Source organism: Luteimonas sp. J29 (assembly GCF_000472505.1).
GTDB lineage: Bacteria > Pseudomonadota > Gammaproteobacteria > Xanthomonadales > Xanthomonadaceae > Luteimonas.
The window spans coordinates 353,339-365,989 of the sequence record NZ_AWZR01000003.1 but is presented as its reverse complement, the minus strand read 5'-3'; the positions used below and the strand labels follow the sequence as shown (position 1 = coordinate 365,989).

Below are 12,651 nucleotides of genomic sequence, written 5' to 3'. Positions count from 1 at the left end.
CGACTGCGGGCGGCGGGTTTGCTAATCTGGCCGCTTTACCGGGTTGTCTGCTCTGGCCTTGGGCCTCGTGTCGGGGTGTCGCGGGAAGGACCAGACCGCCCGGCCGTCCCCCAGGCCCGTCATGACCACGTCCAGCCAGTACACCACCGCGCGCATCCGCAGCGAATTCCTCGAGTTCTTCCGCGGCAAGGGCCACGAGATCGTGCCTTCCGCGCCGCTCGTGCCCGCCAACGACCCGACCCTGCTGTTCACCAACTCGGGCATGGTCCAGTTCAAGGACGTGTTCCTGGGCGCGGAGAAGCGCGCCAACCCGCGCGCGGCCGACGTCCAGCGCTGCCTGCGCGCCGGCGGCAAGCACAACGACCTCGATTCGGTCGGCTACACCGCGCGCCACCACACCTTCTTCGAGATGCTGGGCAACTGGTCGTTCGGCGACTACTTCAAGAAGGAAGCGATCGCCTGGGCCTGGGAACTGCTGACCGGCGTCTGGAAGCTGCCGCCCGAGCGCCTGCTGGCCACCGTCTACCATACCGACGAAGAGGCCTATGCGATCTGGCGCGACCAGGTCGGCCTGCCCGAGGAGCGGATCATCCGCATCGGCGACAACAAGGGTGCGCCGTTCGCCTCGGACAATTTCTGGCAGATGGCCGACACCGGCCCCTGCGGCCCCTGCACCGAGATCTTCTACGACCACGGCCCGGGCCACTTCGGCGGCCCGCCGGGATCGCCCGACGAGGATGGCGACCGCTTCATCGAGATCTGGAACCTGGTGTTCATGCAGTTCGACCGCCAGCCCGACGGCACCCTGGTGCCGCTGCCGGCGCCGTGCGTGGACACCGGCATGGGCCTGGAGCGGCTGGCCGCGGTGCTCCAGGGCGTGCACAGCAACTACGAGATCGACCTGTTCCAGGCCCTGATCCGCGAGGCCGCCGCGCTCACCGGCACGCAGGACCTGCAGAACAAGTCGCTGCGGGTGATCGCCGACCACATCCGCGCCTGCAGCTTCCTGGTGGTCGACGGCGTGCTGCCGTCGAACGAGGGCCGCGGCTACGTGCTGCGACGGATCATCCGCCGCGCGCTGCGCCACGGCTGGATGCTGGGCACGCGCGAGCCCTTCTTCCACCGCCTGGTGGCCACGCTCTCGACCCTGATGGGCGAGGCGTATCCGGAACTGCCGGCCAAGCAGGACTTCGTGGAGAAGGCGCTGCTGGCCGAGGAGGAGCGCTTCGCCGAGACCCTCGACGCCGGCATGCGCATCTTCGACGACATCGTCGAGCGCAGCGGCGGCAAGGTGATCCCGGGCGCGGACGCGTTCCGCCTCTACGACACCTACGGGTTCCCGCTCGACCTCACCCAGGACATCGCCCGCGAACGCGGGATGGAAGTGGACACCGCCGGCTTCGATGCGGCGATGGAGAAGCAGCGCGAGACCGCGCGCGCGGCCGGCAAGTTCGGCGGCGGCGTGCAGCTGCCCGCCGAGCTCGTCGCCCAGCTCCAGCCCACGACATTCGTCGGCTACGACGCGCTCGAGGCCGAGGGCCTCGCCGTGCTCGCGATCCTGCGCGACGGGCGTCCGGTCGACTCGATCCAGGCCGGCGACGAGGCGATCGTGATCCTCGACCGCACGCCGTTCTACGGCGAGTCCGGCGGCCAGGTCGGCGACACCGGCGAGCTGCACGGGCTCGACACCCGCTTCGCGGTCGCCGACACGCAGAAGCTCGCCGGGCAGTTCCACGGCCATTCGGGCCGGCTCGAGGCCGGTGTCCTGCGCCGCGGCGACACGGTCTCCGGCAGCGTCGACGCCGCCCGCCGCGCCGCCACCGTGCTCAACCACAGCGCCACCCACCTGCTGCACGGCGCCCTGCGCGGGCTGCTGGGCACCCACGTCGCGCAGAAGGGCTCGCTGGTCGCGCCCGACCGCCTGCGCTTCGACTTCTCCCACTTCCAGCCGGTGACCGCCGAGGAGCTGGCCGAGATCGAGCGCCGGGTCAATTCCGAGGTCCGCGCCAACCATCCGGTGGTGATCCGCGAGATGGGCATGCAGGAAGCGATGGACGCCGGTGCCATCGCCCTGTTCGGCGAGAAGTACGGCGAGCGGGTGCGGGTGGTGGCGATGGGCGAGTCGGTCGAGCTGTGCGGCGGCACCCACGTCGGCCGCACCGGCGAGATCGGCCTGTTCAAGCTGGTGTCCGAGGGCGGCGTGTCGGCCGGCGTCCGCCGGGTCGAGGCGCTGACCGGGCAGGCGGCGCTGGACCACGTGGCCCAGGAGGAGCGCCGGCTGCGCGAAGCGGCCGGGCTGCTGGGCGGCACGACGGCCGACGTGGCTGATAAACTCAAGGCCCTGCTCGAGCGCCAGAAGCGGCTCGAGCGGGAGATCGAGCTGCACAAGGCCAAGGCCGCCAGCGGGGCGACCGCGGACCTGGTGCAGCGCGCCGTCGACATCGGCGGCGTCAAGGTCGTGGCAGCGCGCCTGGAGGGACTGGACGCCAAGGCGCTGCGCGATGCGACGGACCGCCTGAGGCAGCAACTGGGGAGCGCGGTGGTCGTGCTCGCGGGCGCCAGCGACGGCAAGGTCGCGCTGGTGGCCGGCGTGTCGGGGACCGCGATGGGGCGGATCAAGGCAGGGGAACTCGTCGGCTTCGTCGCCGGTCGAATCGGTGGCAAGGGCGGCGGACGTCCGGACATGGCGCAAGGTGGCGGCCAGGATGGCCCCGGACTGCAGGCAGTCCTGGCAGAGGTTCCGTCGTGGGTCGGGGGCAAGCTGAGTCCCGGCTGACGCGGCACCAGGCCATGACTTGTTGCGGTTGACCGGACGTCCTGAGCCGGACATCCTTCACGTTTGTTCAGTTTGAAACGAGTGTTGGCCGCGGCCGTTGCCTGTGGGCCAGTGGCGTTTCAGGACCTGGCCACTGGCCAACGGAGATTTCCAAGATGTTGATTCTGACCCGCCGCGTCGGCGAGACCCTGATGATCGGCGATTCGGTCACCGTGACCGTACTCGGGGTCAAGGGGAACCAGGTGCGCATCGGCATCACTGCGCCCAAGGACGTGGCCGTGCACCGCGAAGAAATCTACCAGCGCATCCGCCGCGGCGACGGCGACGACGGCCAGCGCGAGTCCGGCGCCGGCAGTTGAGGATTTGCCGCGCGGGCAGAGGCTCCGTTATCCTTCGCCTCCTGTCGTGCAGGGCTCCCGCCTTGCGCGGCACCAGTTCCGGAGACTTGCCCGAGAGGCCGAAGGGGCTCCCCTGCTAAGGGAGTATGGGGTCAAAAGCTCCATCGAGGGTTCGAATCCCTCAGTCTCCGCCAGTTCCATCCAACCCGGACGTCCGTCGCGTCATGCATTGACGACAGGCCATCCGAGTCGGCACAATTCCGCTTCTGCCACGCGCCCGTAGCTCAGCTGGATAGAGCACCAGGCTACGAACTTGGGGGTCGGAGGTTCGAATCCTTCCGGGCGCGCCAAAGCAGCAATGAAGAACCGGCCCCAGGGCCGGTTTTTTCATGCCCGCGTGCAGGCCGGCCGCGTCCGCGGCGCGGCGGCGCCCTAGGGCCTGCGCGAGATCCAGCCGTGGATCAGCCCGGCCTGGAAGAAGCGCGTCGGCGCGTCGAACCCGGCGTCGGCGAGCATCGCCTCCACCTGTCCGGGCGGCAGCACCGCCACGTCGGTCGAATAGGCGAGCCGGATGCGTTCGATCGCCTCCGGCGCCACCTCGGCGGCGGCCATCATCCGCAGCCACGCGGGCAGCAGCACGTCGTAGCCGGGCGCGGCGGTGTCGGCGGCCAGGTCGGTGCTGGCCAGCAGGCCGCCAGGCCGCAGCCGCGAAGCGATGCCCGAGAAGAACCGCACCCGTTCGGCGCGCGCGGTGATGAACTGCGAGACCAGGAAGCAGGTCGCCGCATCGTAGGGGGCATCGGCCGGCAGCGTCTCGAGGAAGCCGTGGTGGAAACGGCAGCGCGTCGCGAATCCCTCCGCGTCCGCGCGCTGGCGGCAGGCCTCGAGCATCGCGCCGGAAGGTTCCACCGCGGTGAACGACCAGCCGGGATGGGCCGCCGCCAGGTGTCCCATCTCCTGGCCGGTGCCCACTCCCACGCACAACACGCGGGCCTCGGCCGGAAGCGGGGCGAGCAGTGGTTCGAGCAGGAAGTACAGGCAGTCGCGAATGGGCGCGGTCTTCGCCCATTGCCTGTCGTAACCGGCGGCCTGCCGGTCGAAGAGCGCGACGAGGTCGGATGGTTCCATCGGTTCATCCTATCGCGCTGCGCAAGCCGCGACCGGCGTGGCCTGCGGCAGCCGGTTCGTCACCCCGCGCACGCGGCGCTTGCCGCCCCAGGCGGCGGCTGCGACGATGCCGTGCGATGCCCTGGCAACGTGCCCCGCAACCGTCCGAGCAGCACCCGTTCGCGCTGGCGTTCGCCCGCAGGCCCGGTGCGCGACGGCGGATCGACCTGGAGACCGGGGTTGCGGTGGCGGTGTTCGACCTCGGGGCCTGGCGGCCGCTGCTCGAGGGGATCGAGGCGCTGGTCGGCGCCGAGGCCGCGGCGCGCGCGACGCGGCAGCGGATCCCCGGCAACCGGGACGCCCTGCTCGCGACCTACGCCCTGCAGCGGCTGTGGATCGCCGAGCTGCTGGGGCTGCCGCCGGCCCGGGTGGAGCTGGCGCGCGACGAACGCGGCCGCCCCTGCCTGGCCGATGCCCGCCTGCACACCAGCCTCAGCCACGCCGGCGAGCGGGCAGCGCTGGCGCTGACCGCCACCGGTCCGGTCGGCGTCGACCTGGAACCTGCCGACCGGGCCCGGGACATGCCCGAACTGGAGGAACGGGTGGCGCACCCGCTCGAGCGCCGCGCGCTGCCCGCCGCGGCCGACGCGCGCGGTCACGCACTGCTCCGGCTCTGGGTGCGCAAGGAGGCCCTGCTCAAGGCCGCGGGGATCGGGCTGGAACTGGAAATGGACCGGTTCCAGGCTCCCGAAAGTGTCGCGCTGCCGCTGCCCGGTCCCGTGTTCGGCGGGCGTGCGGTCCGGCTGCAGGCACTGGACGGTGGGCGTGGCTGGGTGCTGGCCCTGGCCTCGGTGCCCGACGCTGCCCCCTGCCTGCTGGAGCCGCTGGCGGACCGCTGAGCGCGTGCCGGGCTGGCCTTGTGCCGTCCCTGATCCCGTTTGCAGTGCAGGAACCGGCGGATGCCGGAACGGGAATGCGGATCGATGGACGGGATGTCTGGATACTGGCAGCGGGCACTGGCCGATGCGCCGGAGTCGATTGGATTGACGACCGCAGGCGATGCCGGCGGATCCGGTCGGGTGGAATGCGCCATCGATGCCGCACTGGCAGCGCGGCTGCGGGCATCGGCCGGGGGCGCAGGCGACGCGATCGGCACCCTTTGCCTTGCGGCATTCGCGATCCTCCTGCGCAGGCTCTCGACCCAGGCCGACCTCGTGGTCGAACGGCTCGGCTCCGATGGCACCGCGCTGCCGCTGCGGTTGCGCTTCGGGCAGGCCGCGACCCTGGCCGACGGCATCGCCCTGGCCGGCGAGGCGCTGGCGCAGGCGCGCGCGCATGCATCGGAACTGGCGGCCGAAGGCGAGGCCGCGCGCGCCTGGCAGGCGATGTTCGCCGACGGCGTGGCGCTGGCGCCGCGCGACGGTGCGACCCTGGTGGGGCTGGGGCTGGGCAGCGCCGGCGACGACGGACCGATCCCGGTGGCGCTGTGGTTCGCGACCTCGCTGCTGGACGAGCAGGCCGCGCGGCAGTGGCTCGACGCCTGGTGCAACCTGCTGCGCGCGCTGGTCGACGCGCCCGAGGCCGGGATCGAGGCCCCCGCGCTGCTCGATGCGGCCCAGGCCGCCGTGGTGCTGGCGCGGGACCAGGCCAGGGCGGTGGATGTCCCGCCGGTGGATGCGGTGCACCGGCTGTTCGAGGCCCAGGCCGCGCGCACGCCCGACGCGACCGCGCTGGTGCACGGCGACCACCGCCTGACCTACGCGGAACTCGACGCGCAGGCCAACCGCCTGGCGCGCCATCTGCGCGCGCTGGGCGTGGGTCCGGACGAGCGCGTGGCGATCTACGTCGAGCGCGGGATCGAGGTGGTGCTGGGCCTGCTGGCCGTGCTCAAGGCCGGTGGCGCCTACGTGCCGCTGGACCCGACCTATCCCGCCGAACGCCTGGCCTACACCGTGTCCGACGCCGCGCCGCGCGTGCTGCTGACCATGGCCGGCATGGAACACCCGGCGCGCGAGGTGCTGGGCGAGCTGCCGCCGTCGCTGGCGGTGGTGGACATGGTCGCCGACGCTGCGACCTGGGCGTCGCTGGATGCCCGCGACCTCGACGCGGATGAATGCCCGGTCGGCGCCGCGAACCTCGCCTACGTGCTCTACACCTCGGGCTCGACCGGCAAGCCCAAGGGCGTGGCGATGCCACACGGGCCGCTGGTGAACCTGGTCCAGTGGCAGCTGCGCGAGCCCGGCAACGACCAGCCGTTGCGCACCCTGCAGTACGCCGCGCTCGGCTTCGACGTCGCCTTCCAGGAAACCTTCGCCACGCTGGCCAACGGCGGCGAACTGCACCTGATCGACCAGGACACGCGCCTGAGCGCGGGCAAGCTGTTCGAGTTCATCGTGCGCTCGCGCATCGAGCGCATGTTCCTGCCGTACTTCGCGCTGCAGATGCTGGCCGAGGGCCTGGACGGGCACCTGGCCACGCTGCCGGCAGGCGCGCCGCTCGACTGCGCGCTGCGCCAGGTGATCACCGCCGGCGAACAGCTGCGAATCGAGCCCAAGATCGTACGCTTCTTCGAGCACCTGCCGGGTTGCCGCCTGCACAACCACTACGGGCCGACCGAGACCCACGTGGTGACCGCGCTCCAGCTCGGGCCGGATCCGGCGTCATGGCCGCGCCTGCCGGGCATCGGCTGGCCGATCGCCAACGCGCGCGTATACGTGCTCGACGCCCAGGGCCGCCCGCTGCCCGACGGCGCGGTGGGCGAGCTGTACCTCGGCGGCCCGGTGGTCGCACGCGGCTACCTCGCGCGCGAGGACCTGACCGCGGAACGCTTCCTGCCCGATCCGCACGCCGGCGGCGATGCACGCATGTACCGCACCGGCGATCTCGGCCGGCGCTTGCCCGACGGCAGCATCGAGTACCTCGGCCGCCAGGACTTCCAGGTCAAGATCCGCGGTTTCCGGGTGGAGCTCGGCGAGATCGAGGCGCGCCTGATGGCGTTCCCGGGCGTGCGCGAGGCCGGCGTGCTGGCGCGCGAGGACGTGCCGGGGCTCAAGCGCCTGGTGGCGTACTTCTCGCCGGTGGATCCGGCTGCGCCGGTCGACGTCGACGCGCTGCGCCGGCAGCTCGCGGCCGAGCTGCCCGACTACATGGTGCCGGTGGGCTACGTGCAGCTCGACGCGCTGCCGCATTCGCCCAACGGCAAGCTCGACCGCAAGGCGCTGCCCAGGCCCGGGCGTGGGCGCCCGGAGTGGGCGGGTCCGTACGCGGCGCCGCGCACGCCGGTGGAGGCCGCGCTGTGCCGGATCTTCGCCGACGTGCTCGACCTCGAGGACCTCGGCCGCGACGACAGCTTCTTCGAACTGGGCGGAACCTCGCTGCTCGCGATCCGCGTGCTGGAGGCCGCGCGCCGCGAGGGCGTGGGCGACGTGCCGCCGACCGCGCTTTTCCGGGCGCCGACCCCGGCGCTGCTGGCCGCGGAGATCGAGGGCGGGGCGAAAGACCCGCTGGCGGCGCGCCTGGCCCGCGGCCGGCGCAACGACGACGAGCCGATCGCGATCGTGGCCATGGCCGGGCGCTTCCCGGGCGCGGCCTCGGTGGAGGCGCTGTGGCAGGCGCTGTGCGAGGGCCGAGACGGCATCACCCGCTTCAGCGCCGACACGCTTGATCCGTCGATTCCCGCCTCGCTGCGCGCCGACCCGGCCTACGTGCCGGCGCGCGGCGTGTTCGACGGCTACGACCGCTTCGACGCGGCGTTCTTCGGCATCGCGCCGAAGGAGGCCGAGCTCATGGACCCGCAGCAGCGGGTGTTCCTGGAGCTGTGCTGGGAGTGCATCGAACGCGCCGGCCACGTGCCGGATGCGACCACGGTGCCGGTCGGCGTGTTCGCCGGCATGTACAACGCCAGCTACTTCCAGCGCAACGTCTCCGCGCACCCGGAACTGGTCGAACGGCTGGGCGCGTTCCAGGTGATGCTGGGCAACGAGAAGGACTACATCGCCACCCGCGTCGCCCACAAGCTCAACCTCACCGGCCCGGCGGTGAGCGTGCACACGGCCTGTTCGACCTCGCTGGTGGCGATCGTGCAGGCGGTCGACAGCCTGCGCAGCGGGCGCTGCGACATGGCGCTTGCCGGCGGCATCGCCATCACCTGCCCGGTGGCCAGCGGCCACCTGTACCAGGAAGGCGGGATGCTCTCGGCCGACGGCCGCACCCGCAGCTTCGACGCCGATGCCACCGGCACGGTGTTCAGCGACGGCGCCGCGGTGGTGCTGCTGCGGCGCCTGTCCGACGCGCTGGCCGACGGCGATCCGGTGTATGCAGTGATCCGCGGCGCGGCGATCAACAACGACGGCGCCGGCAAGGCCAGCTTCACCGCGCCCAGCAGCGAAGGCCAGGCGGCGGTGATCGCGATGGCGCACGCCGACGCCGGCGTCGACCCGCGCACGATCGGTTACGTCGAGACCCACGGCACCGCGACGCCGATGGGCGATCCGATCGAGATCGAGGGCCTGACCCGTGCGTTCAGGCTCGGCACGCGCGACAACGGCTTCTGCATCGTCGGCTCGGTCAAGAGCAACATCGGCCACACCCTGATGGCCGCCGGCGCCGCCGGCGTGATCAAGAGCGCGTACGCGCTGCAGCACGGCCTCATCCCGCCGACCGCGCATTTCAGCCGGCCGAATCCGGTGATCGACTTCGCCGCGACGCCGTTCCGCCCCAGCGGCGAGCTGTTGCCATGGCCGGAAGGCATGTCGCCCCGCCGCGCGGGCGTGAGTTCGTTCGGCGTGGGCGGCACCAACGCCCACGTGGTGATGGAGGAACCGCCGGAGATTCCGCCGTCCGATGCCGCGCAAGGACCGCAGCTGCTGGTGCTGTCGGCGCGCACGCCGGCGGCGCTGGCCGAATCGGCCGCGCGGCTCGCCGCGCACCTGGAGGCCGAGCCGCAGGCGAACCTCGCCGACGTCGCCTGGACCCTGGCGGTGGGCCGCAAGAGGTTCCTGCACCGTCTGGCCGTGGTGGCGGCCGATCCCGCTGGTGCGGCGGCGCGCCTGCGCAGCGGGGAGCTCGCCTCGGCCGCACTCAAGGGCAAGCCGGCGCGCGAGGGCGGGGTGGTGTTCCTGTTCCCCGGCCAGGGCTGCCAGTACGCGGGCATGGGCCGCGAACTGCACGCGCGCGAGCCCGCATTCCGCGAGGCCTTCGATGCCTGCGCCGCGGTGCTGGCCGACGAGCCCGGCCTGGACCTGCGCGGGCTCGTGTTCGGCGACGACGCCGAGGCGCTGCTGCCGACCTCGATCATGCAGCCGGCGATCTTCGCCATCGAATACGCGCTGGCGCGCTGGTGGATGGCGCAGGGCCTGCAGCCGGTGGCGATGGTCGGCCACAGCGTGGGCGAGTTCGTCGCCGCCACCCTGGCCGGCGTGTTCGAACTGCCCGACGTGCTGCGCCTGGTGGCGCGCCGCGGCCGCCTGATGCAGGCGCAGCCGACCGGCGCGATGCTGTCGGTGCGCATGCCGCTCGACGCGCTGCAGCCGCGCCTGCCGGCGACGCTGTCGCTGGCGGCCGAGAACGCGCCGGGCGCCTGCGTGGTGGCCGGCCCGCACGAGGAGGTCGCCGGGTTCCAGCAGCGGCTGGAAGGCGAGGGCGTCGCCTGCCGCCTGCTGCGGACCTCGCACGCGTTCCACTCGGCGATGATGGACGGCGCCGTGGCGCCGTTCCGGGCCGAGGTCGCGGCCCTGGCGCTGCAGGCGCCGTCGATCCCGATCGTTTCCACGGCAACCGGCGACTGGCTCGGGGCGGGCGAGGCCATCTCGCCCGACTACTGGGCCCGCCACCTGCGCGAGCCGGTGCGCTTCTCCGCCGCGGTGGCGCGCGTGCTCGAGGCCGACGCCGGGCGCGCCCTGCTCGAGGTCGGCCCGCGCAACACCCTGGCCACGCTGGCGCGCCAGCAGCCATTGCTGCAACAGAAGAAGGTGGCCGCCGTGGCCTCGCTGGGTGCGGAGCCGGAGGGCGAGCACGTGGCCCTGCTCGAGGCCTTCGGGCAGCTGTGGGCCAGCGGCGCGGCGCTCGATCCGGCGATGCTCGACCGCCGCCAGCGGCGCCGGCGCGTCCGGCTGCCGACCTATCCATTCGAAAAAACCCGTTATTGGGTAGAGCCGCAGGTCGCGGCCGCCAGCAACGTCGTCCCCCATCCCGCCATCGCCGCCCGAGCGGCCCCGGAGCCCTTGATGTCCGTCGTCGCCCCTCCCGCCCCGACCACCGTCGATCGCCGCCCGCGGCTGTCCGAGCAGCTCAAGGAGGTGTTCGAGGACGTCGCCGGTTTCGACCTGTCCGACGCCGATGGCGACGCCAACTTCATCGAACTGGGCCTGGACAGCCTGATGCTCACCCAGGTCGCGCTGCAGCTGCAGAAGACCTTCGGGGTCAAGATCAGCTTCCGGCAGCTGATGGGCGAGTACGCCAGCCTCGACCGGCTGGTGGCGGCGCTCGATGCGCAGATGCCGCCGGAGCCCGCGCCCGCCGCGGAGCCGGCGCACGCGGCCGTCCTTGCGCCTGCATCCGCCGCCGGCGTCGTTGCCGCGGCGCCGGCCCCGGTGCTGCAGGCCGCTCCGGCGGCGTTCGCCGCGCCGGTGCAGCCGGTGGCCGACGGCGACGCGCTGCGCGGGCTGATCGCCCAACAGATGCAGCTCATGCAGCAGCAGCTGGCGCTGCTCGCCGGGGCGGTGCAGGCCGCCCCGGCGCCCGCCGCGGCTCCGGTGCCGCAGCCGGCCGCGACGCCCGTCGCGGCGGCCGCCCCGGTCGCGCCCACGCAGGCGCCGCTGGCCGAAGCGGCCGCGCCGGGCGCCGACGAGGAAGCAGGGACGACCCGCTACGACGTCAAGAAGGCATTCGGCGCGATCGCCCGCATCGACACCACCGGCGGCACCGACCTCAATCCGCACCAGCGCGAGCGCCTGGATGCCTTCATCCGCCGCTACACGGCGCGGACGCCGAAATCCAAGGCGTACACGCAGGAGCACCGGCCGCACATGGCCGATCCGCGCGTGGTCACCGGCTTCCGCCCGCTGACCAAGGAGATCGTCTACCAGATCGTGGTCGAGCGCTCGAAGGGCCCGCGGGTGTGGGACATCGACGGCCACGAGTACGTCGATGCGCTCAACGGCTTCGGCACCAGCCTGTTCGGCTGGCAGCCCGATTTCGTGGTCGAGGCGGTCAAGCGCCAGATCGACGCCGGCTACGAGATCGGCCCGATGCATCCGCTGGCCGGCGAAGTCTGCCGCCTGGTGTGCGAGCTGACCGGCCAGGACCGCGCCGCGCTGTGCAACACCGGTTCGGAAGCGGTGCTCGGCGCGATGCGCATCGCCCGCACCGTCACCGGGCGCGAGAAGATCGTGGTGTTCTCGGGCTCCTACCACGGCATCAACGACGAGGTGATCGTGCGCGGCACGAAGAAGCTGCGCTCGGTGCCGGCCGCCCCGGGCATCCTGCGCAACACCTCGGAGAACGTGCTGGTGCTCGACTACGGCACGCCCGAGACGCTGCAGGTCATCCGCGAGCGCGCGCACGAGCTGGCCGCGGTGCTGGTCGAGCCGGTGCAGAGCCGCCGCCCGGACTTCCAGCCGGTCGAGTTCCTGAAGGAAGTGCGCGCGATCACCGCCCAGGCAGGCGCGGCGCTGATCTTCGACGAGGTCATCACCGGCTTCCGCTCGCATCCCGGTGGCGCCCAGGCGCTGTTCGGCATCCGCGCCGACATCGCCACCTACGGCAAGGTCGTGGGCGGCGGCTACCCGATCGGCGTGATCGCGGGCAAGCGCGAGTTCATGGACGCGCTCGACGGCGGGTCCTGGCAGTACGGCGACGCCTCCACGCCGACCGTGGGCGTGACCTACTTCGCCGGCACCTTCGTCCGCCATCCGCTGACCCTGGCGGCCGCGCACGCCTCGCTGCTGCACATGCAGCAGGAGGGCCCGGCGCTGCAGCAGCGGCTCAACGAGCGCACCGCGGCCATGGCCGCCGAGCTCAACGCGTTCGCCGAGCAGGTGGGCGCACCGGTGCGGGTCAAGCAGTTCGCCTCGCTGTGGCGCACCCACTTCGAGGAAGACTACCCGCTGCAGGACCTGCTGTTCGCGATGATGCGCAGCCGCGGCATCCATATCCTCGACAACTTCCCCTGCTTCTTCACCACCGCGCATGGCGAGGCCGAGTTCCGGGCCATCACCGAGGCGTGGAAGGAGTCGGTGCTGGAGCTGCAGGAGGCCGAGCTGCTGCCGCGCGCGGCGGTTCCGCCGGGGAAGGTCATGGACGCCGCGCGGCCGGTGGTCCCCGGCGCCAGGCTGGGTCGGGATCCGGAGGGACGGCCGGCGTGGTACGTCCCGAGCCCGGGCGAGCCCGGACATTACCTGAAGGTCGAGGCCTGAACGGCATGGCGGACGG

General features: G+C 72.4%; 5 protein-coding genes and 2 tRNA genes. 6 read left to right on the top strand and 1 reads right to left on the bottom strand.

Going from position 1 to position 12,651, the window contains the following annotated elements:
• The first annotated feature begins 121 nt into the window (after positions 1–121).
• The 4 genes from alaS to LUTJ29_RS0106565 all read left to right on the top strand — a co-directional run bounded on the left by alaS (position 122) and on the right by LUTJ29_RS0106565 (position 3,464).
• Positions 122–2,776, top strand: coding sequence for an alanine--tRNA ligase (gene alaS / locus LUTJ29_RS0106580; RefSeq protein WP_027071833.1), 2,655 nt, complete (start codon positions 122–124; stop codon positions 2,774–2,776).
• A 155-nt stretch (positions 2,777–2,931) separates the two neighbouring features.
• A complete protein-coding gene (csrA, locus tag LUTJ29_RS0106575; RefSeq protein WP_027071832.1) occupies positions 2,932–3,135 on the top strand; it encodes a carbon storage regulator CsrA in 204 nt (67 codons plus the stop codon).
• Positions 3,136–3,215: 80 nt separating this feature from the next.
• Positions 3,216–3,308: transfer RNA gene (locus LUTJ29_RS0106570), tRNA-Ser, on the top strand.
• Between the two features lie 79 nt (positions 3,309–3,387).
• Positions 3,388–3,464: transfer RNA gene (locus LUTJ29_RS0106565), tRNA-Arg, on the top strand.
• Between the two features lie 82 nt (positions 3,465–3,546).
• Here the strand turns inward: LUTJ29_RS0106565 and LUTJ29_RS0106560 are convergent.
• Positions 3,547–4,242 carry a class I SAM-dependent methyltransferase gene (locus LUTJ29_RS0106560; protein ID WP_027071831.1) on the bottom strand — a complete coding sequence of 232 codons (696 nt, stop codon included), beginning with the start codon at positions 4,240–4,242 and terminating at the stop codon, positions 3,547–3,549.
• 116 nt (positions 4,243–4,358) lie between these two features.
• Here LUTJ29_RS0106560 and LUTJ29_RS18020 point away from each other — a divergent pair, with 116 nt between their 5' ends.
• On the top strand, positions 4,359–5,120 hold the full coding sequence (locus tag LUTJ29_RS18020; RefSeq protein ID WP_051322774.1) for a 4'-phosphopantetheinyl transferase superfamily protein: 762 nt from the start codon (positions 4,359–4,361) through the stop codon (positions 5,118–5,120).
• A gap of 180 nt (positions 5,121–5,300) precedes the next feature.
• Positions 5,301–12,635 (top strand): polyketide synthase, encoded by a 7,335-nt coding sequence (locus LUTJ29_RS0106550; protein ID WP_232221163.1) that lies wholly within the window; start codon positions 5,301–5,303, stop codon positions 12,633–12,635.
• The last annotated feature ends 16 nt before the right edge of the window (positions 12,636–12,651 follow it).

Excerpts from the sequence above, each read along its gene's own strand:
- alaS (WP_027071833.1), top strand. The coding sequence starts at position 122 with ATGACCACGTCCAGCCAGTACACCACCGCGCGCATCCGCAGCGAATTC.
- csrA (WP_027071832.1), top strand. The coding sequence starts at position 2,932 with ATGTTGATTCTGACCCGCCGCGTCGGCGAGACCCTGATGATCGGCGAT.
- LUTJ29_RS0106560 (WP_027071831.1), bottom strand. The coding sequence starts at position 4,242 with ATGGAACCATCCGACCTCGTCGCGCTCTTCGACCGGCAGGCCGCCGGT.
- LUTJ29_RS18020 (WP_051322774.1), top strand. The coding sequence starts at position 4,359 with ATGCCCTGGCAACGTGCCCCGCAACCGTCCGAGCAGCACCCGTTCGCG.